This is a genomic window from Mesobacillus sp. MER 48, assembly GCF_023714225.1.
In the GTDB taxonomy this organism is placed as follows: domain Bacteria; phylum Bacillota; class Bacilli; order Bacillales; family Cytobacillaceae; genus Mesobacillus; species Mesobacillus oceanisediminis_A.
The window spans coordinates 149,635-173,505 of sequence record NZ_JAMAUR010000005.1; the positions used below are offsets into that span (position 1 = coordinate 149,635).

Here is a 23,871-nt window from a genome sequence, read left to right on the forward strand (position 1 = left end):
TTGGGAATTTGTTAAAAAGCGTCAAGATTGATGAAGCAATGGAAACACTGAAGGATCAAGTGCACCAGACTCCTTTAAAGCAAAGTGCGACTTTAAATTACTTAACGAATGCTGATGTTTATTTAAAACTGGAAAACCTGCAAAAAACGGGATCGTTTAAGCTAAGGGGAGCGATGAACAAAATTTTATCATTGACCGACGAGGAAGTGAAAAATGGCATCCTGGCTGCGTCTGCCGGCAATCATGCCCAGGGGGTAGCCATGGCATCTTCGTTAAGGGGCATCAGATCAAAAATCTATATGCCGAAGCATACTCCTTTTTCCAAGGCTTCTGCCACAAAGGGTTATGGTGCGGAAATTGTCCTGGTCGGCGAAACATACGATGAATCCTATCAAAAAGCTGTTGAAGATATGAGCCAGAATGGAAGCACTTTTGTCCATGCGTTTGACGATGAAAAGGTGATTGCAGGGCAAGGGACAATAGGAATGGAAATGCTGCAGCAGAATAACCAATTGGACGTCATCTTTGTCCCTATTGGCGGTGGCGGATTGGTTTCAGGAGTGGCACTCGCCATCAAAGCGATCAAGCCAGCTGTTAAAATCATTGGTGTGCAGGCAGTTGGGGCGGCTGCCACCTATCAAAAATTCACTGGACAAAAATTGAAGTCGACACATGCTATCCACACGATCGCTGATGGAATCATGGTAAAGGAACCCGGAGTGATTACCTATCCTATCATCGAGAAGTATGTAGATGAAATCGTAACCGTCACCGATGAAGAAATTGCCCATGCCATCATGTTCATGCTTGAAAGAGAGAAAATGCTGGTCGAAGGGGCTGGTGCCGCAGCATTGGCAGCTATTTTATACAAAAAGGTTCAGGTATACGGAAAGAAAATAGGCTGCATCATCAGTGGCGGAAATGCAGACCCGGATCAAATACAAACCTATAAGGAAATGACAAAATCAATGAAGAAAATTGGATAAAGACTAGCTTTAAACGAACAGCTTTCCTTACACATATGAGGAAAGCTGCTTTTATTTCGATTAAAACTTACTACATAGATTTTCGTAGTGTATGACCAACGAATTTGATATAGTGCTTTTTATTGTGGTCATTCATACATAAAAGGAACTTAAACTTCAACCAGGATGAAAAATGTAACATCCCGTTCATCGTCCATTCATATAAGAGGTTTATTCTAAGGAAGTCAAAGAGAGAATGGAGGATGTAATGATGAACCTTGCCTGGAAAGAAATGAAGAAAAATAAGGTGAGATTTTTAATATTGGGTTCGATTGTTTTTCTGGTTAGTTTGTTAACCTTTATTATTTCTGGTTTAGCGAATGGATTGTCGCAGGATAATGCTTCTTTAATCAAAGATTTACCAGACGGATATTTTTATATGAATGAAGAGGCAGATGAAACCTTTAATCTGTCTAAAATAGATAGCGAGGTCCAGGAAAAGTTACTGAACGATCAGAAAGATGCTATGGCACTTTCGATCCAAATGGGCTTTTTGAATGATGAGCAGGGAAAACAGCAAAGTGTGGCTTTTGTCACCTCAACAGAGTCAGACTTATTTAAGGATGTCAAAGCCGGAGAAGTTTGGTTGGACCGTTCAATGAAGGATAAAGGGATAAAAGTTGGGGATACGTTAACTAACAATCAATTCAGTGGCGAGTTCATTGTAAAAGGATTTGTTGAACAAACGAAGTTCAGCCATGCACCTGTTGCTTTCATTAATAGTGAGAACTACAAAGAAATGTATCGAGTAGAGGAAATGCAATTGGTATTCGCACCTGGTGAGGATCAAGCAGAAGAAGTGAATGGTTTACAGGCATTTTCCAAGAACCAATTTCTCAATAGTATTCCAAGTTATAATGCGGAACAGATGTCTCTTAACATGATTGTCTGGTTCTTAGTCGTGATTAGTGGAATGCTGTTCGCGATCTTCTTCTATATGATGAACGTTCAAAAGATTGGCTTGTACGGTATTTTAAAGGCAATCGGTCTGAAGACAAGTAAATTATTCAAAATGATGTGGGCCCAAATGATTTTTATTACAGGAACGTCACTTGCTTTGTCTATTGCATTCAGTCAAATCTTTAATATGATAGCACCAAAAGAAATGCCTTTCAGTTTGCCAATTGAGACAACAGCACAATTGTCTGTCGTATTTTTGGTCATTGGATTTATCGGAGCTACACTGTCTGGTATTCAAATCAAAAAGGTCGAGCCACTACATGCGATACAACAAGGAGAGGTGTAAAATGGCATTATTTCAAATTGATGAAGTGAGAAAGACGTTTACGAATGGGGAAGTCAAAGAAGAAATACTAAAAGGAATCAACCTCTCCCTTAAAGAAGGAGAAATCATCGCCTTAGTGGGTGCATCCGGTTCTGGTAAAAGTACGCTGCTTACAATTGCTGCTGGCCTCCAGCCTACATCGGAAGGACATGTTATTTTTGAAGGCGAAAATTTGACGGACATGAGTCCAGAGCAGGTCAGAAAAATAAGGGCAAGTAAATTCGGTTTTGTCTTTCAATTTGCACACCTTGTCCCGTTCCTGACCGTTGAAGAACAACTCATGCTGATGTTAGATGTTTCGGAAGCAAAGTTAGAGAAACGGGAACAAAAAAGAGAAATTAAACGGATTCTGGAATTGGTGGGAATGGAACATCGGAAAAATGCTTATCCATCTTCCTTATCAGGCGGGGAAAAACAGAGGGTGGCAATTGCCCGTGCCATCATTCATAAGCCTAAAGTTCTTTTTGCAGACGAACCAACTGCAAGCCTGGATTCAAAGAGATCTAAAGATATCATGACATTAATCAGAGATTTAACCAAGACATTAAATATTACTACCTTAATGGTCACTCATGATGAGGAAATGCTTCGTTACGCTGACCACATCATTAAAATGAGTGATGGCCAAATTGCAAAATGAGAAAAGCAGTATTTTATCACAAAAAACAGCCCAGGCTTATTGCGCCAGGCTATTTTTTGTTTGAATCATAGCTTATTGTGACGAAATAAAAGTGGACGGCAACTTTTTACCCAAGGAGATCTGAATATGGCGAATATCTTGATTGTTGACGACGATGTGAATGTCTTAACGTTTTTAACTATCCATTTATCTGAACAGGGTTATACAGTATACAAGGCAAAGGAAGGACTCGAAGCGCTGAACATTCTTAATAAGGAAGTATGTGATCTGGCCGTTGTTGATGTGATGATGCCTTTTATGGATGGCTATACATTGACTGAAAAAATTCGAAGCCAGTTTAATATTCCAGTGATCCTGTTAACGGCTAAAAGTCAAATTGAGGATAAAGAGCAAGGATTCCGGGCAGGTACGGATGATTACCTGGTTAAACCTTTCGAACCGAAGGAGTTAAGTTTCCGGATTAAAGCTCTGCTGCGCCGATATGATCATAAAACAGATGAATCCATCCTCCGCATTGGCAGTACAATGATCAACAAACAAAGCTATGAAGTAACGATCGGAAAACGGACAATTCTTCTGCCGTTAAAAGAGTTTGAGCTTTTGTATTTTCTCATGTCCAAACCCATGCAGGTGTTTACCAGAGACCATTTGATTGAACACATTTGGGGCCTGGATTACGAAGGGGATGAGAGAACGGTTGATGTTCATATAAAAAGGTTAAGAGAGCGTTTTTCCAAACTGACAGATGACTTTCAAATAAAAACAGTCCGTGGTGTTGGCTATTCACTGGAGGCAAAGCGCCAATGAAATCTCTTTATGTTAAATTTGTTGTCATTACGATTGGGATCATGGTTTTTAGCAGTATTCTTGCCTTTATCGTATCCAACGCTTATTATCAGCAAAACTTGAAGCCGCAGAACGATCAAAAAATCACGAGGATTGCTCATTCTATTGCCAGGTACACGGACGAGCATCCCGGTGCCAACTTGAACGAGTACCTGGAGAATATCTCTGCAATTGGCTATCAGATTTACTTGGTTGACCATTCGGGAGAAGAAGCTTTCTTTGGCTCTCCGTTCAGGGACAAAAGTCTTTCTGTTTCAACAAAAGAGTCCGTATTAAACGGCAATGATTATCATGGTATTCTTCATTTTCCGCAAAAAACGTTTGTAACAGGCTTTTTTGCAAATGAATTAAAGAATACAATCGGCGTTCCGTTAACACATAATGGAGTGAATTATGCACTTTTCGTCAGGCCTGATATCAAATTTCTTTTTAATGAGATGCATCTTTTATTTGGATGGATGCTTTTAATCACGATTATGTTAAGTATCGTCATCGTGCTGGTCAGTACCAAGTATTTGGTCAAACCTATTTCGAAACTAACAACAGCCACAAAATCCCTCTCGAATGGCGACTTTAATGTCGAACTCGATATCGCTCGCCATGATGAATTAGGAGAACTTTCACATAGTTTTTTGCGGATGGCAAGAAGATTGGAGCAAATGGAAGACATGAGAAAGGAGTTCATCTCAAACATTTCTCATGATATCCAGTCCCCTCTATCCAATATAAAAGCATACACAAATCTATTGGAAAATAAGTCAGTAAGTGCAGAAGAAAGAGGCCAGTACTTTTCGATTATTAATGGTGAAATCAGAAGACTGTCTACTTTAACCAAACAACTATTAATCCTTGCCTCATTAGATCGTAATGAAGATATCCTGAAAAAAAGACGGTACAATGTTGGCCAGCAAATTAAGGATTTGCTGCGAAATTATCAATGGCTGGTAAATGAAAAAAATATTATGCTCAGCTACACCTTACCAGACATTGAAATCAACGGAGACCCTTCTCTCCTGAATACTGTTTGGGATAATTTATTGACGAATGCCATCAAATATAATCAATCTGGCGGCAGTATCGACATAACGGTTGAAGAAAAAGGAAAAATGATCGAAGTAACCTTTCAAGATACAGGAATAGGATTGAGCAAAACAGAAATAGAGAGGATCTTTGATCGCTTTTATCGGGCAGATACATCAAGAACACGAACAACCGAGGGAACAGGACTTGGGCTTTCGATTGTCTGGACAGTTGTTAAGCTGCATGGTGGCCATATTAAAGTAGATAGTAAAGATCAGGAAGGAACTACTTTTATTATCGAGTTGCCAAAGAACTAAAGTTCAGCAGCTAATGGTGTTTTTCGATAAAGCACCGCTTCATTGGCAGAGAATAGTTTTAAAGGGAAAATTAGATAATAACGAGTAATACACATTCGGGGGATTGGATGGTGGGAACAGGAAACTTTGGTATTCTGCACTATGTTATCCGTTTCTATCTTATTTTCTCGTATTACAATAACGATTTTTCCAGTGGTCGGTAAAAAGGGCAGCATAGCCAGGGCTCTGTTCACCATAACTATAAAGGCAGGAGCATAGGGGGATAAACCCTGTGCTTCTCCTTTTTTATTAGGGATGTGGGCAAAGGCAGAAGATGCTTCGGTTTTTAATTTATGAGAGGGCAAAAACAGCCATCTTACTCATTTTTTCATACTAGAGAAAATGAGCGTGTTTGAAAAAAACACAATTGATAGCTTAATATAATTCGAATCAAAGTCACTAGTGAATCCTGTTACTAAAAAATATAGCCCGGCAACAGTGGAACCAATAACCGCAAATTCAAAAAGGTTATTTTTATCAAAAAAATTCATCCTGTTCACTTCCTGGCTATCTTATCTCTTTTCAGAAAACAACAACAGTAGTGTTGCTAAAGGACCTAATAAAAGAGAAAGCAAAAACCAATTTATCCCGGTCCGGTTCTTTCCTTGTGCAAGTCCAGCATTAATTAATGCTAGGGTGCCCCAACCAACAAAATATTCATTATCCATCATTTTTCGCCTCCGTTTCTCAAGGATAAATCAAGCTGTAATGATATGTTCTTTGCTTTTTCTATATAACAATTATACTATCAAGTATTTAATATTTGGGATTAAAGTCGGAAAAAGTTGGGAAATAGTATGCCGAAATACTTCTCCCTTCCCACCATTAAGAAGTTTAGGAAAGGTGCCGGTGTTTTTTACTTGCTATGATCCTTTTTGCTGAAAGAAAATAGCGTTTTTACTACTTCGGTCGGATTGTTTATTATCCATTATTTGGTATTATTTAGATGCATACCGGTTTATTTGTAATATAAAAAATGAAGGTGGCAAAATGAATCTGGGAAAGATCTCTCTAAGATAGATTTTTAAAAAGGGAAAATCATATTCCAAATATATCCAATTTATGATAAAATAATTTTATTATAGAGTAATGGAGGAAAATGATGATAAATGTCTTACGCGGTATAGGATTTTTTGCGGCTGTTCTTTATTTTATCTGCCAATTCACTTCCCTGGGGGACTACCAGGCTTTAGAGAAAGGTGCATTAGTTGTCATTATTGTGAGTCTGTTAATAAGCTTTGTCATGCCTGATAAGAGAAAAGAGGAAAAGGCGTAGATGTGCAAACGAAAAAGAAGACATTAAGGCAAGTGTCTTCTTTTTCGTATTAACAGATGTTTGCCGCGGCCGTTACAAAAGGTGATTTAAATTGATCTGAAGATTGAGAGGAGAAAAACACCGTTAGGTCAGTGGGCGGATTCTGGAAGGTTTCTTAAGTGTAGTTATAGTGACGTTAGAATCAAAATATGCGGATAAAAGAGAAATTCCAAGTTTATGGTCAATTTAGAATCAATATTTTTTGTATACAGGGAAGCCTCACAGTTTAGGTACACCAGTATCGGATTTCATTTTATGTTTATTTTATTATGAATGGATTTACTGGTATTAGGAGGGAGAATCACATGCCTGCATATAAAGTAATTTTATTTGATTTGGACGGAACGATTACAGACCCTAAAGTAGGAATAACCAGGTCGGTTCAATACGCTTTGCGAAAAATGGATATAGCTGCACCTGAAGTTGATCAACTGGAAGCTTTTATTGGACCTCCCCTACAGGATTCATTCGCTGATTACTTTGGTTTTGATGAACACCAAACTGAAGAAGCAATTGAATACTACAGAGAAAGATTCAAGGAGAAGGGTATATTCGAAAATGAGTTATATCCAGGCATTTCCTGCCTATTAAGCTTTTTAAGAGAACAGCAATTTCAGTTAATGATTGCTACTTCAAAGCCTACCGTCTTTGCAGAACAAATACTTCGTCATTTTGAGATCCACCATTATTTCGATTTTGTTGTTGGAAGTAACCTTAATGGAACTAGAACGTCAAAAGCTGAAATCATTCGCTACATACTAGAGGAATACAGCCAGCATAAGCCGGAAGATTTTATTATGATTGGCGACAGGAAGCACGATATATTGGGTGCCAGTCAGAACGGCATTGATTCAGCAGGGGTTCTGTATGGATATGGATCTATTGCGGAATTGCAGAACTCCAAACCTACCTATCTTGTTGAAAACGTGGAGCAGTTAAAAGGTATTTTCATGCAAAGTGAATATTTAATTGCAACATCGAGTATAACTGGCAAAGCTGGAAATTAATTGTGAAACCTTCATTATGAGTTGATTCCAATGATATTAGCTAGTTCGGACTTTTTGCCTTATTTAGGAACGCGCCCGTGTGTTTGGACTTTTTCTGGATATGCTAGTTATCAAATGAGACAGAGGGTGTCTGAAATGAAGGTATTGTCGATGATTCAGCCCTGGGCGAGTCTGTTTGTCTTGCGTGAGGCTCAATATGAAACGAGGTCGTGGAGTACGAAGTATCGTGGCCCGCTTGCAATCCATACCAGCAAAAAGGTCGATAAGGCGGTCTGCAGCCATGTGGCGATCAAGTCGCTGCTTTTAAAGCACGGGTATGAGGCTGATACTCTTCCAACTGGCGTAATCATTGCCACTTGCCAGCTTGATAATTGTTGGAGGGTGATGGAAAACCACGAGACATGGGCGGTATTGGAGGATGGCAGAATCGTCTCAGGCAATGACTTTTTCCTCGGTGATTATAAAGTGGGAGGGTATGCCTGGGAAGTCAAGGATATGAAGATGCTGGATAGCTTTATACCTGCAAAAGGAAGGCTTGGGTTATGGGAGTATGATGTTTAAAGCACCTGTTCAATGGGATAACACGTTTGGTTGAGAAGAAGAAAACATAATAACATGTTTATTAACACAGGTTTTAGTAAGTTAATCAGTAATAAAAATAACAATACAACAAAAGGGTCAGATTATATCTGTTCTTCAGCATTCGCACCTGTTTGTTTAAGCAGCATTCTTTAAGATAAACCTATTCTTAACAGCGTAGTAGCCCCTAGATTCAGGCATATGTAAGAAAAAATCCACTCTTAATGGAAAGCCATTAAGAGAAGGATTTTTTGTTATTGAAAATTTATTTCTGCGGCGATAGTTCACTTTCTATGACCCATTTATGGTTTTTTACTTCTTTACCTGTTTCAGTATTTTTGAAATCTACCATATAAACCGTTGTTTCTTCGGCTGAATCAATTACAGCAGTGGCTCCATTCATCCCCTTCATATGGTCTGCATTCAATTTGACTTCATCGCCAGGCTTGAATGGTTCTTTGCCTGCGTTCTCAATTTCTTCATGAATGACCCATTTATGGTCCTCTACGCGTTCACCACCATTTGTAGGAGTATAGGAAACCGAATAAACTGTTGTATTATAGGCTCCTGCAATGGTTGCAACTGCCCCGTCCATTCCCTTCATATGTTTTGCGTGCATGACAGCTTGGCTCCCAACCGGGTAGGTTGGATTTTCCGCAACTTCTAGTTCTTCGGGAACCTCACCTGAACTTGAATGATCCATTTCCATATGTTCATTGGATTCTTCCGTTTTTTTATCTGCGTTATTTTCAGGTGGAGCTGAAGTGTTGTTGTTTCCGTTACAAGCAGATAAAACGAGAGCCATAATCAGAGTGATTATAATGGACAAAAATTTATTGGATTTCATTAAAAATCATCCTTTCTTCTATTTGGATTTTTTAATCAATACAATTCCCTTTGCAATAGGATGGTTCGATTGGGTTTCAACTGAATATGCCAGGGTTAAAAGTTCTTCCTCACTTATTCCCTGGACAGGAAAAATATCTGTTACTCCGAAGTTTCCCTCGGTTAGTGTCCCCGTGTTATCAAAAACAATCCGAACTCCTTTATATGTCCCTTCGGATGCCACTCTATTAGGAATTAACAATCCCTTTTTCGCTGCTATGGCGGTTGACCGTGATGTTACTAAAGGACCCGCCAAACCAAGTGCATGAGGGCAAGCGATAATTAAAACAGTAACCATTCGTTCCAAAGCAAATTCGAAATCACCTGTGGCAGCCCAATAGGCAAGTGTAATGATACCCGCAAGAACTGCTGCGCAAAATAGCCATTTATGCCATTGTGGTTCCTCCTTTCAGAAGTATCAAAGTTAACCATTATTTTTCCGAAAACAATGTCCTAATCGCGTGATAAGCATTCGATATTTTTATACCCTACACCCCTATCGTAAAACTTATTTTTTATATGGCTTTCTAACAGAAGAGGTACTGTATGAACTTGAAATGAGGGATTTTTTAAAAATGATTAATAACATAAGTCAACCAGCCTTTACGAAGCTGTGTTAATCGTCTTCATGTTTTTAGAATAATGATAGAATTTCATGTAATTATTTGTACTTTCTAAGGAAGAGGGAGAATTTGGTCGGTATTTGTCTAAGGGCTTCTTTAGCTAAACTCCTTGAAAGTGTGTTCTATTGTCCATATAGGCAATAAGCACTCTATTGCTTAAAAAACTTTTCTTTATTTTTCGTATTGTGTATACTCGAAGGGAACTGAATAGCAATAACTAGGGGTGCCCAATAGCTTGGGCTGAGAAAGGGACGCGTTAAAGTTCCTTGACTCTTTGGACCTGATCTGGATCATACCAGCGTGGGGAAGTTGACAAGTGCACAGTCTTTTTGTGCAGAGACATTCGCGGTTAAAGCCGGTCCATCTTTATGTGGGCCGGCTTTTTTACATACTAGGGAATTTCCCAGGTGCCAGATCTCGTCCCTCAATTTTAAAAAAGGGAGAGATGATCAGTGAAAACAGCAAAATCATTAAACCAGGACAGCATTTCGATTATGGCAAGCTTCTCTGGGAGCAAAAAAGTCTATGTGGAGGGCTCGCAGCCTGATATTAGGGTTCCGATGCGAGAGATTGAATTAAGTCCGACCAGCGGATCTTTTGGAGAGGAAACCAATGAGCCGGTTCGCGTATATGATACGAGCGGTCCCTATACGGATCCTGCTTATACACCCGATCTTAGAAAGGGTCTTCCTCCACTGAGGAGCAGGTGGATTCAGAGACGAGGGGATGTTGAAGCGTATGAGGGCCGGAAAATAAAGCCCGAGGACAATGGATACTCAAGTGAGCATGACCCGAGGGCAAATGATAAGGTTTTTCCGGACCTATCGCGTAAGCCATTGAGGGCGAAGGAAGGGAAGAATGTTACCCAGCTGCATTATGCCAAAAAGGGAATCATTACGCCGGAGATGGAGTTCATAGCGATACGGGAGAATATGGACCCGGAATTTGTGAGATCTGAAGTGGCAAGGGGCAGGGCCATCATTCCTTCCAATATCAATCATCCTGAGACTGAACCCATGATTATCGGCAGCAACTTTCATGTCAAAATAAATGCGAACATTGGGAACTCGGCCGTCTCCTCGTCCATTGAGGAAGAAGTGGAAAAAATGACGTGGGCTACCCGATGGGGTGCAGATACAATCATGGATTTGTCTACAGGAAAAAACATTCATACGACACGCGAATGGATTATCCGGAATTCAGCTGTTCCGGTTGGCACCGTTCCGATTTACCAGGCGCTTGAAAAAGTGAATGGCATTGCTGAGGACCTTAGCTGGGAAGTGTTCAAAGATACGCTCATTGAACAAGCTGAGCAAGGGGTTGACTACTTTACCATCCATGCAGGCGTCTTGTTGCGGTATGTTCCGCTGACTGCCAGACGATTGACTGGAATTGTCTCAAGAGGCGGTTCGATCATGGCTCAATGGTGCCTTCATCACCATAAAGAAAACTTCCTTTATACACACTTTGAAGAAATCTGCGAAATCATGAAGGCATATGATGTGGCCTTCTCTCTGGGAGATGGTTTGCGCCCTGGATCGATTGCTGATGCCAATGACGAGGCCCAATTTGCTGAGCTCAAAACACTTGGGGAGTTGACGAAGCTTGCGTGGGAGCATGATGTACAGGTAATGGTAGAGGGACCCGGGCATGTTCCGATGCATTTAATCAAGGAGAACATGGATAAGCAGCTGGAGATTTGCCAGGAAGCGCCATTTTATACACTAGGACCGCTAACCACTGACATCGCGCCGGGATATGACCACATTACATCTGCGATCGGAGCTGCGATGATCGGCTGGTACGGTACAGCTATGCTCTGTTACGTAACGCCAAAGGAACATTTGGGACTGCCGAACAAAGACGATGTGCGTGAGGGTGTGATCACCTACAAAATTGCCGCCCATGCCGCTGATCTGGCAAAGGGCCATCCTGGAGCGCAAAAAAGGGACGATGCCCTGTCGAAAGCCCGTTTTGAATTCCGTTGGAGAGATCAGTTCAATCTTTCATTGGATCCTGAACGCGCATTGGAATACCACGACGAAACATTGCCGGCTGAAGGTGCAAAAACTGCTCACTTCTGTTCTATGTGCGGACCTAAATTCTGCAGCATGAGAATCTCCCATGATATCCGGAACTATGCAAAAGAGCATAAGCTAGAGCCGGAGGACGCAATCAAGAGGGGACTTGTTGAAAAAGCAGAGGAATTTAAAAAAGCCGGAGGAAAGCTTTATCAATAAGAACTGATTAAAAAGGGGAGCCGCTTTCTATTTTTATCTAGTAATCTCTTAAGTCCGTCTTTTTGCGCCTATTTTCACACCTTTAAGTCGATGAATACATCGTTCAGGTAACTTTTTCCCAAACTCATGGAATGGTCATTTAGCATTTTTTACAGGTTTAATTGATTAGTAATTCCGTATGCGAAGGGAATAAATTGTCTATTAAGAGCCATTTCACTTTCTCTGTTACGTTTCAATCATATACTGGGGCCAGCGTGAATGTCACGATTAGTGTCGGGATGTGCTCATACGAAGTGGGCCTCGGTAAGGAAAACTTCTTCAAAGCAGCAGATGACAGCTTGTATCAAGCGAAAAGGAACGGCAAGAATCAAACCATAATCGCGGAAACATCCAAAAAAGAACCTGTGTAGACGACTCGAAACGGAGTCAATTACACAGGTATTTTGGTACATCATGTTTCTTTAATGAGGGTCGGGGAATACATTACACTTAAGGGTGTGAGACTACAGAACCGTCCCTCTGTCTAAATAAAAGTAAAAAAATATATATCTAGTACAAAGCCCGTCCTTTCTATAAATATAAGAAAGGACGGGTTTTTTTTCATTTTTTTCGAAAAATAAAGCAAGGAGGAGTCCTGAGTGCACCTTGATTCGAGTTGATTAGGTGCTTGGTTAATGAACCTTTCTTTGTGAAGAGAATATTTTATAGTGGCTGATTCAAAAATACTAATTGACGATTTCATGAACTGCATTGTAGGATTTATGGCCATCAGGTACTATTAAGTTGTTCTTTTTATACCAACCTAGGAAGGTGGGCCGTGAAGATTTGTGAAAGTGAAAGCGCCTGGACTAACCTGGAAGTGGTTAGTTGACGAGGAAGAGGTTTATCGAACTTTCGGCGGATACCTCTCGGTTGGTTCGCACAACCGAAATTTCTTCTTTAAAACAGAGGGGCAATCCTTTGGACAAAGAGAAGGATATGCGAAAAATTATTGGGGCAGAAAAGCCCTTAAAGCGTTCTGCCCCTTCATTGGAGGATACTAACATGTGCGGAATTGTAGGATATATTGGGAATAAAGATACGAAGGAAATTTTATTGAAGGGTCTCGAGAAGCTTGAATACCGGGGATATGACTCCGCCGGAATTGCTGTCATGAATGGCGAGGGTGTTCATGTTTTTAAGGAAAAGGGCCGGATTGCTGATTTAAGAGCGATAGTAGATGAGAATATTGACGCTTCCATGGGGATTGGCCATACTCGCTGGGCGACACATGGTGTGCCGAGTAAAGTGAATTCGCATCCCCATCAAAGCGCTGAAGGGCGTTTTACACTTGTTCATAACGGAGTCATTGAGAATTACGATTTGTTGAAGCGTGAGTATTTGAGTGATGTTCCTTTTGCCAGTGAAACGGACACCGAAGTGATTGTGCAGTTGATGGAACGTTTTGTTTCGGAAGGACAGGAGGTTTTAACAGCCTTCCAGAAAACGCTTGATCTGCTTCAAGGATCCTATGCGCTTGCACTGATCGATAATGAGGACGATGAAACGATTTATGTCGCAAAGAATAAAAGCCCGTTACTCGTTGGATTAGGCGATGATTTCAATGTGGTTGCCAGCGATGCCATGGCGATGATCCAGGTTACGAACAGATATGTGGAAATAATGGATAAAGAAGTGGTCATTGTAAAAGCTGATCAAGTGCTGATCCAGGATCGAAATGGAGAAAGCATTGAACGTGAACCTTATCTCGCGGAAATTGATGCGACGGATATCGAGAAAGGTACGTATCCGCATTACATGTTAAAGGAAATTGATGAACAGCCTCTGGTGATGAGGAAGATTATCCAGACTTATCAAAATGAAGAGGGAAAGTTAACGATTGAACCCAACATTGTAAATGCAGTGAATGATTCGGATCGTATTTATATCATTGCTGCGGGTACATCGTATCATGCCGGACTGGTAGGAAAGCAATTCATTGAGACGATTGCTAAAAAGCCGGTTGAAGTCCATATTGCCAGCGAATTTGTCTATAATATGCCTTTGCTGTCTGCAAAGCCGTTGTTCATCTTTATTTCCCAAAGCGGGGAAACAGCTGACAGCCGCGCTGTGCTTGTAAAAGTGAAAGAATTAGGTTACCCTGCATTAACGATAACGAATGTTGCGGGATCAACCTTATCACGCGAAGCAGATTTTACGTTGCTCCTGCATGCAGGCCCTGAAATTGCTGTCGCTTCTTCCAAAGCGTATACAGCACAGCTTGCTGTTCTAGCCATCTTAGCGGATGTTTCCGCGCAGAGCCGTCAAATTCCAGTTAAGTTTGAGCTTTTAAGAGAACTTGGGATCATCGCGAATGCAATGGAAGTCCTTTGCGATTCCAAGGAAATTTTCGAACAAATCGCCACTGAGTTCTTGTCAGTAACACCGAATTGCTTCTTCATTGGCCGGGGCGTCGACTATTTTGTCGGTATGGAAGGAGCCCTTAAGCTGAAGGAAATTTCCTATATTCAAGCTGAAGGCTTTGCCGGTGGAGAATTAAAGCATGGAACCATTGCCTTGATTGAAGAAGGCACTCCAATCATTGCCCTGGCAACCCAGGAGAGTGTGAATTTAAGTATCCGCGGGAATGTCAAGGAAGTGGCAGCACGAGGAGCAAACCCTTGTATCATCTCCATGAAGGGGCTGAATATGGATGAAGACAGCTTTGTCATCCCGAAAGTACATGAGGTGCTTACTCCGCTTATTTCAGTCATTCCACTGCAATTGATTGCTTACTACGCAGCTCTTCACAGGGGATGCGATGTTGATAAACCGCGCAATCTAGCCAAATCGGTGACGGTTGAATAATGATCATAAAGGACCAAAAAGCCATTCTTTGAATTAGGCTTTTTGGTCCCTTTTTAATTTTGTCAACAATCCTTTTGCCAAAATGCACTTTTCATTAAATTGAAACAGATTTGTAAACGCTTTAATATAAAACTATAAAGTTAATTCTTCTAATTGGAGGGGGAATCTAGATGAATGAATCTGTTGATAATAAACAAGATGTCAAAGTAAGGATACAAAAATTTGGCAGTTATTTAAGCGGCATGGTGATGCCGAATATCGGAGCCTTTATCGCATGGGGCTTGATTACGGCATTATTCATCCCGACTGGCTGGCTTCCGAATGAGGATCTGGCAAAGCTGGTTGGCCCAATGATCACATTCCTGCTGCCACTGTTGATTGGTTATACTGGCGGTAAGATGATTTATGATGTCCGAGGCGGTGTAGTCGGTGCGACAGCAACAATGGGTGTCATCGTCGGTACGGATATTCCCATGTTCCTTGGCGCAATGATCATGGGACCTATTGGCGGATGGGTGATCAAGAAGTTTGACCAGGCCATCCATGGAAAAGTAAAATCTGGTTTTGAAATGCTTGTCAATAACTTCTCAGCTGGTATTCTTGGCGGCCTTTTAACTTTATTGGCATATAAGGGAATCGGTCCAGTTGTACAAGGAATAAGCAATGTACTTGCAAGCGGCGTGGAAGCGATTATCAATGCAAAAATGCTGCCATTGGCTAACATCTTTATCGAACCAGCAAAAGTTTTATTCTTAAACAATGCAATCAATCACGGTATCTTAAGCCCATTGGCAATTGACCAGGCAGCAGATGCTGGGAAATCAATTCTGTTCTTGCTTGAAACAAACCCAGGACCTGGTTTGGGTATCCTGCTTGCATTCTGGTTATTTGGAAAGGGAACAGCAAAACAAACAGCACCTGGTGCAGTCATTATCCACTTCCTTGGTGGTATCCATGAGATTTACTTCCCGTATATCCTGATGAAGCCAATGCTGATCCTTGCTGCAATCGCGGGTGGCGTGAGCGGAGTGTTCACATTCAATCTTCTTGATGCAGGTCTAGTGGCAGCTCCATCACCAGGTAGTATCTTCGCATTACTTGCGATGACACCAAAAGGCGGTTATTTCGCAACTCTTGCTGGTGTAATCGTAGCCGCAGCCGTTTCATTCGCAGTTGCATCGCTGATCTTGAAAACAAGCAAGGCGACGGAGGAAGATTTGACTGCAGCTGCAGCTAAAATGGAAGAAATGAAAGGCAAGAAGAGCTCTGTTTCATCTGCATTAACAAGTGAGCCTGCTGAAGTGAAAGCTGTTGATGTCAACAAAATCGTGTTTGCCTGTGATGCAGGGATGGGTTCAAGTGCGATGGGCGCTGGAATCCTAAGAAATAAAGTCCAAAAAGCAGGACTTGATCAAATAGTCATCAATACTGCGATTAATAATCTTTCAGAGGACGCAGACATTGTTATTACACATAAAGATTTGACAGACCGTGCGAAGGCAAAACTGCCAAATGCTACTCATATTTCTGTTGAAAACTTCCTGAACAGTCCTAAATACGATGAATTGATCAATTCACTGAAAAAATAAGTAAAGAGCCCAGCCAGTTGTGGTTGGGCTTTTAACTTATTAAATCTTGTCAACAACTCAATTGACTAATTTTCGTTTATCATTTGTTGTATAAGGGGATTTTGCATTTTAAAATAGAATTGTCAGTATGAAATATCAATTTTGTCAACAACCTAAGAGGAGTTGGATTTCATCAGACGGGGGTGACCTTTATGTATATTTCAGCAAGAGAGAGACAGGTTTTAGAAATCTTGCTGACTGAAAAAGAAGAAATGACAGTGAAAGATCTCGCAGACAGGATTGGTGTAAGCGGAAGGACCGTTCATCGGGATTTGAAAAATATAGAAGATATCCTGGCGGAATATGAGCTTACCTTGCTGAAAAAAGCTGGGGTCGGCGTCCAAATATCTGGTGACCCAGAGAAAATACATCAATTGGAGCTTTTCCTGTTTAATCTTTTTCACACAGAATATACTCCAGACGAACGGCAGACAATCATCCTGTGTGAACTGTTGGAAACAAAGGGTCCGGTGAAGCTGCTCGGACTGGCCAATGACCTTAACGTCACGATTGCCACTGTCAGCACAGATTTATCAAAATTAGAGGACAAGCTGGAATCCTTCGGTTTGAGCCTGATTAGAAAAAGAGGGTATGGAGTCGAACTTGAAGGAGACGAAGCTGCAAAAAGGCGGGCTATGAGATACCTGATTTCGGCTCATCTGGATGAATCAGAAATCCTTTCCCTTGCAAGGGAGACCATCCAAAAGCGATCAACCCAGCAATTGAACACAATTTCTGATAGGCTGTTGGGCCTTGTCGAAAAGCAGAAGCTGCTGATTGTTGAAAAAGTAGTGGATTCCATCATACAGGAGCTGCCTTTTGCAATGGCGGACAGTGCCTATATTGGACTGGTTGTCCATCTTGCTCTGGCAATCGAAAGAATCCAAAAAGGTGAAGGAATTGCCATTAATCCATCTTATATGGAGGATCAGCAATCCTCAAAAGAATATAAATTCGCCGAAAAAATCGTGGCCCAATTGGAGCAGGTTTTTAATATCGGAATCCCTGAAGCAGAAGTGGCATACATCACCATGCACCTTAAGGGCGCGAAGCTAAGACATGATAATGAGTACCTGATGGAAGAATCAAACATGCAGGTTGCGCTAAAGGCAAAGCACCTGATTGATTATGTTGAAAAAAAAGTAGAAACAGAACTATCGGCGAACCGTTCATTATTTGAAGGGCTGGTCATGCATTTGAAGCCAGCGATGTACCGTATCAAGCAGGGGATGGGCATCAGTAACCCTTTAACAGAGAAGGTTAAAAAGGATTATCCTGAACTGTTCTCGATCGTTAAACAGGCGGTAGAGGAAGTTTTCACGGAACATCATGTTCCTGATGAGGAAGTTGGTTACCTTGTCATGCATTTTGGTGCAGCAGTACTGGGGCGCAGGGAACTTGCTGACTTTAAAACACTGGTCATCTGCTCGAGCGGCATCGGCACATCTAAAATGCTTGTCACCAGACTGCAAAAGGAATTTCCGGAGCTGAAGAATGTCCAAAATGTATCAGTCATGGAATTCAAAAAGTTGAAGCAATCTGATTACCAGCTCGTCATTTCGACGATTCCAATTCCTGATTACAATGACTACATCATTGTCAGTCCAATGCTGAACAAGGACGAAATTGAAAAGATTCGTTCTTTCATCAATAAATATAAACTCATCAACCGTTCCGATCGAAGTCTTCCTTTTTCGAGCCAAAAAACTGGAAAGACAAAAAACGCAATAAATTTCATTGAAGAACTACAGACTGTTCAAAAATATAGTGAAACGATCTCAAAACTTCTTTTGGGTTTTGAATTGGTTAAAATAAGGGAACGGAAAACTACTGATGAAATCCTAAATCAGGCTGTTCAACAGCTATACCGGAAAAAGGCAGTAGAACATATCGATCTTGTGGTAGATGCGCTGAAAGCAAGGGAACAATTAGGGGGATTAGGTATTCCGGGTACTGCCATGGCACTTTTTCATGCCCGTTCCCCGGGCGTCATTCACTCGAGCTTCACGATTTATTCCCTGGAGCATCCCATCATCACTGCTGGCATGGATGGTTCCCCAATGGGAGTCAGATTCCTGCTCTTGATGCTTTCTCCTGAGGAACCTGATGAAAAAACGCTTGAAGTGCTTAGCCATTTAAGTTCGTTGCTGATTGAAAGTGAAGAAAGTACAGCTATTTTCGAATCTAATGATGAAAATCAAATTTCATCCTATCTTTCAACCAGATTCGAGCAATTTTTCACCGAAAAAATAGAACATCTAAGGAGTGTATGAACATGTCATCAATTTTAACGAAAGAAAACATTCTATTAAATAAGTCTCTTAACACAAAGGAAGAAGCAATCAAGCTGACAGGCAGTGTCCTGGTCGAAAGAGGATATGTCGAACCCAGTTACATTGAAAAAATGATGGAAAGGGAAGAGCTTACATCAACTTATATGGGGAATTTCGTAGCGATTCCGCACGGCACGGAGGATTCCAAGCAGTTTGTTAAAGAATCTGGCATTTCGTTTGTACAGGTGCCAGAAGGCGTCGATTTCGGAGGAGGAAATATTGTCAAGCTTCTGATTGGTATTGCTGGCAAAAACGATGAGCACCTGAGCATCTTATCTAATATTGCGATCGTTTGCTCTGAAGAGGAAAATATCGAAAAGCTTATTTCAGCAAAATCACCAGAAGAAATTATAGAGATTTTTGAAGGAGTAAACTAATATGCTGGCAGTACACTTTGGAGCTGGGAATATCGGGCGGGGCTTTATCGGGAATTTATTATATCACTCAGGCTATGAAACGGTTTTTGTAGACGTTAACGCTGAAATTGTTAATTTGCTTAATGAAAAGAATGAGTATAAAGTGGTTCTCGCAGAGCCTGGCCAACAAGAAGATATCATTAAGAATGTCAGAGCCATCAACAGCGCAGAGAATCCGGATCAAGTGATTCAGGCAATTGCAGAGGCCGATTTGGTAACAACTGCGATTGGGCCGAATATTCTTCCTTTGATTTCGGGATTGGTAGCTGAGGGCCTGCGCAAAAGGGCTGCGCAGTCTGACAGACCGCTGAACATCATTGCATGTGAGAATATGATTGGCGGAAGTTCCCTTTTAAAAGAGAAGGTATTTGAGAAGTTATCGGAAGAGGAAATCGCTCAGTTTGACGGCCAGTTCGGATTCCCGGATTCAGCTGTCGACCGGATTGTCCCGAACCAGACGAATGAAGATAAATTGATGGTGAAGGTAGAACCATTCTATGAATGGGTAGTAGAAGAAACAAAGCTTGTCGGCGGTAAGCCGGAAATAAAGGGAATCACCTATGTTCAGGACCTGGTCCCTTATATTGAACGTAAATTGTTCACAGTAAATACGGGCCATGCACTGGCAGCCTATTTTGGTTATTACTTTGGGGAAGAAACCATTAATCAGGCAATGGAAAACCCGCATATCCGTGAGCTGGTTGAAGGTGCGCTGAACGAAAGCGGCGAGTTTCTAGTCAAGAGGTACGGATTCAATGCTGAAGATCACGCTAAATATATTCAAAAGATTCTTCAGCGCTTCTCTAATTCGCACATCGTTGATGAAGTGACAAGGGTCGGCCGTTCCCCAATCAGGAAACTCGGTCCGAATGACCGCCTTGTAAGTCCAGCAAGACAGTATTTCGAAGTAGTCGCCAAAGAACCTGTCAACCTGCTAAAAGGAGTAGCCGCAGCTTTCTTATACGATTTCCAGGGTGACGAAGAAGCAGTTAAAATCCAGAACACAATTGAGGAAAATGGGTTTGAAAAAGCAATCGCAACTTTTACCCAGATTTCCCCGGAATCACCACTTTTCAACATTATAGTTGAACAGTATAAACGGTTGAAGGAAAGCAAATAAAAACGAGGACGGTTCTTCTGGTTCATGAAATGGTGAAAATAGCCAAACATGAAATCGAGAACCGTCTTTTCTGTAGAAGCAGAGTGCCTGTTCATGGAGGAACGGGTGCTTTTTTTTACTTTAATATCTTCACCAGAGCATGGGACGTAACCGATGCTTCTTTTTTCATATGAAGGGATTTATTCATAATGAGTTAAAATATGTATTTCATTAGACAGCAGAACAATCCCTTTGTAGCGAAAAGCACTGTGCCTATGTTTTTTACCATAAACCTTGTATTGATAGTATATAATATCAAGTGATACACTATTGGGTATGTGAGTTTTGAAAAAGGCAGGTGATATTGATCGTGTCCAAGCGAAATCCCATTAGCAATCTTTTTATTTTATGTTCTCTTTTATTCATTTTTATCGTTCCGCAACAAGTCTTTGCCCATGCGACGCTAAAGATGGCTGAGCCTGCTCCGGATAGTGAATTAACAGATTCCCCGGAAAAGATTGTTCTGACTTTCGATGAAAGACTTGAAAATGAACTCTATTCTATTAAGGTTTTTAATGAAAAAGGGGAAAGGGTGGTCAACGGCAAGCCGGAGATGAGCAAGGATCAAAAATTCATCACGCAGCCTTTGCCTGACCTGCCAGACGGGAATTATGTCATTTCCTATAGTGTCATTTCAGCGGATGGCCATCCCATAAAGAGTTCTTATGTCGTCTCAATAGGGGAAGAAACGGTCTTCAAAAGGGATATTAACCAGCAGGTCCTGGAAAAGCAAGAGAGCTCGGCTGCAGTTAATGTATTGAAGTCGTCGGTAAGGATTCTGTTTTATATGTCAATGATCCTGACGACTGGCTGGATCATATGGGGAGCCATACATACTTTGGAAAAAGAAATGAAGCCATCCTTTAGACAGCGGGCGTTTCGATTGCAAATTGCCCTGTTGATCACCACTTTGGGATTGGTATTCGTCCAATTATCCGATTTGGTTGATCACTGGACACTGACTGAAATCGGGTCGGTTCTGACAGGGACAACAGTCGGGTTGTCCCTGGTCGCTTCTGTGCTTTTGTCTCTATTAGGTTTACCGCTACTGCTTCGTTTCAAATGGCTCGACTTGATTTGGGTATTGGCGGTGATGTCAGCAAAGAGTTTTAACGGACATGCTGCCGCCTTTGAAACGGAAATCCGATCGATGTCATTGCAGCTGGATGTCGTCCATTTACTCGCAGCCGCGATATGGGCAGGAGGCATCCTGTATATTCTGGCCTACTGGAAAAAGCAGAGGGAACACGTTGGCCAATTCCTTCCATTCTTTTCGCAGGTTGCTCTGATCAGCATGCTGATCCTGATTTTAACTGGAGTGTCTTATACGTTAATCTTCTTGCCGGAGCTCAATTATCTGCTCCATGCACTATGGGGAAAACTGCTTCTAGTCAAAGTTGGCCTGGTCACAATTGTGTTCGTGATTGGCGCACTTTTACGCCATACTTTGAAAAAGAAAAAGGAGAATTCAATCAGCAGCCTGGTGAAAATTGATTTCAGTGTGATGGTCATCATTTTAGGGATTGTGGGTGTCTTAACCCACTTGAATCCACTACCGGAAAACGAACCTTTGGAATGGAAAAATGAAGATCAGTATATTGATTTCACGACATCGATCTCACCGAAGGCACCTGGGTACAATCATTTTAAAGTGACCGCGAATGCGCAGAAAGAAAACCTGGAGATTAAAAGGATTGAACTATTTTTAATCTATCAAGACAACCTTGAAATCCAACCGATTCAAGTTCCTTTTTCCGAAATCGAACAATCCAGGAAAGTCCAATTCAAGATCAATGGCTCGTATCTGCCAATTGAAGGGAACTGGACAGCGGAGCTTCGAATAATAGATTCCGAGGATAATGAAAAGGTGTTCCATAAGGATTTTATTGTTTATTAAAATGAAGATATAGGAGCTTTCAAGATGAAAAAACTTTTAATTTTAGGCATCGCAATGATTGGTGCAATCATACTTTTTGCCGGTGCGGCAAGCGCGCATGTATCCGTTCAGCCTCAGGAGACTTCACAAGGGAATTATGAAGTCTTCACTGTCCGGGTTCCTTCTGAAAAAGAGGATGCCCAAACGACGAAAGTGGAAGTGAAATTCCCTGAAGAGGTGAACATCACCCGCTTTGAAGACAAACCAGGCTGGACATATGAAGTGCAAAAAGATGACACTGGAAAAATAACAAGTGTTGTGTGGGCAGCGGAAGAAAAAGGCCTGTCAGCAACTGAATTCGTTCAATTCAACATCCAGGGAAAAGTTGGCGATGAAGCGACTGAAATCGTTTGGAAAGCCTATCAAACCTACAGCGATGGCAGTACAGTGGAATGGATCGGGGCACCTGACGCAGACAAGCCAGCTTCAGTGACAACAGTAAATCCCGCTGATGGATCTTCGGATCACGGACATGGAGCTGCAGCAGCTGAGCCATCCAAAGACCACAATGCTGCTGGAGACCTAGCAAATGACACGGAAGCAAAATCGGCAACAAACAATTTGCCGCTTTACCTTTCGATCGCTGCTTTGATTGCAGGATTGCTGGCACTGGTTCTTTCTTTGAAAAAAAGAGGATGATTTGAAGAGGGAGCATGGGGGACGTACCCTGTGCTCCCTTTTTGGCGTTAATGGGCCTGAAATCTATCTTGTAATTCCGAGGCCTGTATCGCCATATTGATAATAAAAATAAAACAAGAAAAAAATAGTGTTGGTGATTAACACCATATTGAAAAGAGATTTTGAAACTCTTATTTTCCACAGTAAAAATACAATGAAGAAATTGATCAGCACAGGCACAAACGTATAGGTCATTCTTTCATCTATTAGAGAAAGTGCGTTTGGACTCAGCCAGTAAATGAACCGATCAGACAGCTGAGCAATGATGGAAAAAATGATGAGGAACCAAAATATAAACAAAAGAATTGCTTTTTTCATGAATCCCCCAGCTCCCTAATTAATCTACCTTCAAATGCTTCAATGCTTCTCTCCGGCTCAAGTTTGACAGAGGATATGTATTGGTTATTTCGATCACTTTCTCCGGGTCTTGTTTAGCGTACTCCCTTAATGCCCAGCCAATCGCTTTGTTGTTAAAGAATTCCTTGGTGTGGCATGTTCTTGAGATGATATCCTCTAGCATAGCCACGTCCGTTTTTTCTTTATATCCCAGTTGGAATAAGATGCAAGAACGGATCAGCCAGATGTTCTCGGAGGCAATCCACCTGTCGACGATCGGCCGCCTGGTAAGCGGGAACTTTTCAAGATAATAACCGAAATGTTTTTTCGCAATATGGTCGATCGTGTCCCACCAAGGTTTGGTCGTGATGATGTATTTTAACAGGGAAAGATCCTCTTCTGTGAACTGTTTCTTCATCAAATCCAACAAGAGAAGACCGGCCATCTGCATCTCTCTTTCTTCCAGCTCCCAGAGAGAAGTGATGACCTCGTGTAATTCTTCTTTAGCTGGCAGGCCATGATTTTTCACGTGCTGTTTGAATACTTCTTTCAGCTGCGGCGCTCTCAAACCGATAAAGCAGAACTGATTCCGCATGTAATTGGATAGCCTGATTGCTTCTTCTTCATTCTGGTGTTTTAAAGCAGCCTGGTATAAAGCATCAACATAGTTTTCCATATAAGTTCCACCAATTTCATGTTTTATTGTCTTTTATCAAA

General features: G+C 41.4%; 23 protein-coding genes and 1 riboswitch. Of the genes, 17 read left to right on the forward strand and 6 right to left on the reverse strand.

Features of this window, described 5'->3' with window-relative positions:
- Positions 1-8: 8 nt before the first annotated feature.
- The 5 genes from ilvA (at position 9) to M3593_RS17445 (ending at position 5,133) form a co-directional block, all read left to right on the forward strand.
- Positions 9-986 carry a threonine ammonia-lyase gene (gene ilvA / locus M3593_RS17425; protein ID WP_353056107.1) on the forward strand — a complete coding sequence of 326 codons (978 nt, stop codon included), beginning with the start codon at positions 9-11 and terminating at the stop codon, positions 984-986.
- A gap of 250 nt (positions 987-1,236) precedes the next feature.
- Positions 1,237-2,271: an ABC transporter permease gene (locus tag M3593_RS17430; protein WP_251543728.1), complete on the forward strand. Its 1,035-nt coding sequence runs from the start codon at positions 1,237-1,239 to the stop codon at positions 2,269-2,271.
- 1 nt (position 2,272) lies between these two features.
- Positions 2,273-2,950 (forward strand): ABC transporter ATP-binding protein, encoded by a 678-nt coding sequence (locus M3593_RS17435; protein ID WP_144475427.1) that lies wholly within the window; start codon positions 2,273-2,275, stop codon positions 2,948-2,950.
- Between the two features lie 126 nt (positions 2,951-3,076).
- Positions 3,077-3,757, forward strand: coding sequence for a response regulator transcription factor (locus M3593_RS17440; protein ID WP_144475426.1), 681 nt, complete (start codon positions 3,077-3,079; stop codon positions 3,755-3,757).
- Positions 3,754-5,133, forward strand: coding sequence for a sensor histidine kinase (locus M3593_RS17445; RefSeq protein ID WP_251543473.1), 1,380 nt, complete (start codon positions 3,754-3,756; stop codon positions 5,131-5,133). Before M3593_RS17440 ends, M3593_RS17445 begins: the two co-directional genes overlap by 4 nt.
- Here M3593_RS17445 and M3593_RS17450 read toward each other — a convergent pair.
- Both M3593_RS17450 and M3593_RS17455 read right to left on the reverse strand, forming a co-directional pair.
- Positions 5,130-5,477, reverse strand: coding sequence for a hypothetical protein (locus M3593_RS17450; RefSeq protein WP_251543470.1), 348 nt, complete (start codon positions 5,475-5,477; stop codon positions 5,130-5,132). The genes M3593_RS17445 and M3593_RS17450 overlap by 4 nt on opposite strands.
- Before the next feature lie 207 nt (positions 5,478-5,684).
- Positions 5,685-5,843, reverse strand: a complete 159-nt coding sequence (locus M3593_RS17455) for a hypothetical protein (RefSeq protein ID WP_251543748.1) — start codon at positions 5,841-5,843, stop codon at positions 5,685-5,687.
- Between the two features lie 428 nt (positions 5,844-6,271).
- Here M3593_RS17455 and M3593_RS17460 point away from each other — a divergent pair, with 428 nt between their 5' ends.
- From M3593_RS17460 to M3593_RS17470, 3 genes are all read left to right on the forward strand, one after another.
- The gene (locus M3593_RS17460; RefSeq protein WP_251543468.1) at positions 6,272-6,448 is read left to right on the forward strand and encodes a hypothetical protein; all 177 of its coding nucleotides are present in this window, start codon (positions 6,272-6,274) and stop codon (positions 6,446-6,448) included.
- A gap of 344 nt (positions 6,449-6,792) precedes the next feature.
- Entirely contained in the window at positions 6,793-7,494 is a 702-nt protein-coding gene (locus M3593_RS17465) for an HAD family hydrolase (protein ID WP_251543466.1), read from the forward strand.
- Positions 7,495-7,629: 135 nt separating this feature from the next.
- Positions 7,630-8,055, forward strand: coding sequence for an ASCH domain-containing protein (locus tag M3593_RS17470; protein WP_251543464.1), 426 nt, complete (start codon positions 7,630-7,632; stop codon positions 8,053-8,055).
- A 283-nt stretch (positions 8,056-8,338) separates the two neighbouring features.
- On the opposite strand, the gene M3593_RS17475 is transcribed toward M3593_RS17470, so the two are convergent.
- Both M3593_RS17475 and M3593_RS17480 read right to left on the reverse strand, forming a co-directional pair.
- Positions 8,339-8,920 carry a YdhK family protein gene (locus tag M3593_RS17475; protein ID WP_251543461.1) on the reverse strand — a complete coding sequence of 194 codons (582 nt, stop codon included), beginning with the start codon at positions 8,918-8,920 and terminating at the stop codon, positions 8,339-8,341.
- 18 nt (positions 8,921-8,938) lie between these two features.
- Complete coding sequence (locus M3593_RS17480) at positions 8,939-9,256, reverse strand: HAD family hydrolase (protein ID WP_481825315.1); 318 nt, start codon at positions 9,254-9,256, stop codon at positions 8,939-8,941.
- A 534-nt stretch (positions 9,257-9,790) separates the two neighbouring features.
- A riboswitch (TPP riboswitch) is annotated at positions 9,791-9,905 on the forward strand.
- 170 nt (positions 9,906-10,075) lie between these two features.
- Between M3593_RS17480 and thiC the strand changes: the two genes are divergently transcribed.
- The 9 genes from thiC to M3593_RS17525 all read left to right on the forward strand — a co-directional run bounded on the left by thiC (position 10,076) and on the right by M3593_RS17525 (position 22,779).
- Complete coding sequence (gene thiC, locus M3593_RS17485) at positions 10,076-11,821, forward strand: phosphomethylpyrimidine synthase ThiC (protein ID WP_251543726.1); 1,746 nt, start codon at positions 10,076-10,078, stop codon at positions 11,819-11,821.
- Between the two features lie 194 nt (positions 11,822-12,015).
- A complete protein-coding gene (locus tag M3593_RS17490; RefSeq protein ID WP_251543459.1) occupies positions 12,016-12,231 on the forward strand; it encodes a diguanylate cyclase domain-containing protein in 216 nt (71 codons plus the stop codon).
- Positions 12,232-12,865: 634 nt separating this feature from the next.
- The gene (gene glmS / locus M3593_RS17495) at positions 12,866-14,668 is read left to right on the forward strand and encodes a glutamine--fructose-6-phosphate transaminase (isomerizing) (protein ID WP_144475423.1); all 1,803 of its coding nucleotides are present in this window, start codon (positions 12,866-12,868) and stop codon (positions 14,666-14,668) included.
- 170 nt (positions 14,669-14,838) lie between these two features.
- A complete protein-coding gene (locus tag M3593_RS17500) occupies positions 14,839-16,257 on the forward strand; it encodes a PTS mannitol transporter subunit IIBC (protein ID WP_251543457.1) in 1,419 nt (472 codons plus the stop codon).
- 191 nt (positions 16,258-16,448) lie between these two features.
- Positions 16,449-18,569, forward strand: coding sequence for a BglG family transcription antiterminator (locus tag M3593_RS17505; RefSeq protein ID WP_251543455.1), 2,121 nt, complete (start codon positions 16,449-16,451; stop codon positions 18,567-18,569).
- Between the two features lie 2 nt (positions 18,570-18,571).
- The gene (locus tag M3593_RS17510) at positions 18,572-19,006 is read left to right on the forward strand and encodes a PTS mannitol transporter subunit IIA (RefSeq protein ID WP_395883497.1); all 435 of its coding nucleotides are present in this window, start codon (positions 18,572-18,574) and stop codon (positions 19,004-19,006) included.
- A 1-nt stretch (position 19,007) separates the two neighbouring features.
- Positions 19,008-20,165, forward strand: a complete 1,158-nt coding sequence (locus tag M3593_RS17515) for a mannitol-1-phosphate 5-dehydrogenase (protein WP_251543453.1) — start codon at positions 19,008-19,010, stop codon at positions 20,163-20,165.
- A 349-nt stretch (positions 20,166-20,514) separates the two neighbouring features.
- Complete coding sequence (locus M3593_RS17520; protein WP_251543451.1) at positions 20,515-22,101, forward strand: copper resistance CopC/CopD family protein; 1,587 nt, start codon at positions 20,515-20,517, stop codon at positions 22,099-22,101.
- 24 nt (positions 22,102-22,125) lie between these two features.
- A complete protein-coding gene (locus M3593_RS17525) occupies positions 22,126-22,779 on the forward strand; it encodes a YcnI family copper-binding membrane protein (RefSeq protein ID WP_251543449.1) in 654 nt (217 codons plus the stop codon).
- A 63-nt stretch (positions 22,780-22,842) separates the two neighbouring features.
- Here the strand turns inward: M3593_RS17525 and M3593_RS17530 are convergent, their stop codons facing one another.
- Together M3593_RS17530 and M3593_RS17535 are read right to left on the reverse strand one after the other, a co-directional pair.
- Positions 22,843-23,136 (reverse strand): hypothetical protein, encoded by a 294-nt coding sequence (locus tag M3593_RS17530; protein ID WP_144475416.1) that lies wholly within the window; start codon positions 23,134-23,136, stop codon positions 22,843-22,845.
- A gap of 19 nt (positions 23,137-23,155) precedes the next feature.
- The gene (locus M3593_RS17535; protein ID WP_251543447.1) at positions 23,156-23,830 is read right to left on the reverse strand and encodes a DNA alkylation repair protein; all 675 of its coding nucleotides are present in this window, start codon (positions 23,828-23,830) and stop codon (positions 23,156-23,158) included.
- Between the last annotated feature and the right edge of the window lie 41 nt (positions 23,831-23,871).

Excerpts from the sequence above, each read along its gene's own strand:
- M3593_RS17500 (WP_251543457.1), top strand. The coding sequence starts at position 14,839 with ATGAATGAATCTGTTGATAATAAACAAGATGTCAAAGTAAGGATACAA.
- M3593_RS17460 (WP_251543468.1), top strand. The coding sequence starts at position 6,272 with ATGATGATAAATGTCTTACGCGGTATAGGATTTTTTGCGGCTGTTCTT.
- M3593_RS17535 (WP_251543447.1), bottom strand. The coding sequence starts at position 23,830 with ATGGAAAACTATGTTGATGCTTTATACCAGGCTGCTTTAAAACACCAG.
- M3593_RS17435 (WP_144475427.1), top strand. The coding sequence starts at position 2,273 with ATGGCATTATTTCAAATTGATGAAGTGAGAAAGACGTTTACGAATGGG.
- M3593_RS17510 (WP_395883497.1), top strand. The coding sequence starts at position 18,572 with ATGTCATCAATTTTAACGAAAGAAAACATTCTATTAAATAAGTCTCTT.
- M3593_RS17530 (WP_144475416.1), bottom strand. The coding sequence starts at position 23,136 with ATGAAAAAAGCAATTCTTTTGTTTATATTTTGGTTCCTCATCATTTTT.
- glmS (WP_144475423.1), top strand. The coding sequence starts at position 12,866 with ATGTGCGGAATTGTAGGATATATTGGGAATAAAGATACGAAGGAAATT.
- M3593_RS17480 (WP_481825315.1), bottom strand. The coding sequence starts at position 9,256 with ATGGTTACTGTTTTAATTATCGCTTGCCCTCATGCACTTGGTTTGGCG.
- M3593_RS17470 (WP_251543464.1), top strand. The coding sequence starts at position 7,630 with ATGAAGGTATTGTCGATGATTCAGCCCTGGGCGAGTCTGTTTGTCTTG.
- M3593_RS17525 (WP_251543449.1), top strand. The coding sequence starts at position 22,126 with ATGAAAAAACTTTTAATTTTAGGCATCGCAATGATTGGTGCAATCATA.
- M3593_RS17505 (WP_251543455.1), top strand. The coding sequence starts at position 16,449 with ATGTATATTTCAGCAAGAGAGAGACAGGTTTTAGAAATCTTGCTGACT.
- M3593_RS17465 (WP_251543466.1), top strand. The coding sequence starts at position 6,793 with ATGCCTGCATATAAAGTAATTTTATTTGATTTGGACGGAACGATTACA.
- M3593_RS17515 (WP_251543453.1), top strand. The coding sequence starts at position 19,008 with ATGCTGGCAGTACACTTTGGAGCTGGGAATATCGGGCGGGGCTTTATC.
- M3593_RS17455 (WP_251543748.1), bottom strand. The coding sequence starts at position 5,843 with ATGATGGATAATGAATATTTTGTTGGTTGGGGCACCCTAGCATTAATT.
- M3593_RS17445 (WP_251543473.1), top strand. The coding sequence starts at position 3,754 with ATGAAATCTCTTTATGTTAAATTTGTTGTCATTACGATTGGGATCATG.
- M3593_RS17475 (WP_251543461.1), bottom strand. The coding sequence starts at position 8,920 with ATGAAATCCAATAAATTTTTGTCCATTATAATCACTCTGATTATGGCT.
- thiC (WP_251543726.1), top strand. The coding sequence starts at position 10,076 with ATGGCAAGCTTCTCTGGGAGCAAAAAAGTCTATGTGGAGGGCTCGCAG.
- M3593_RS17430 (WP_251543728.1), top strand. The coding sequence starts at position 1,237 with ATGAACCTTGCCTGGAAAGAAATGAAGAAAAATAAGGTGAGATTTTTA.
- M3593_RS17440 (WP_144475426.1), top strand. The coding sequence starts at position 3,077 with ATGGCGAATATCTTGATTGTTGACGACGATGTGAATGTCTTAACGTTT.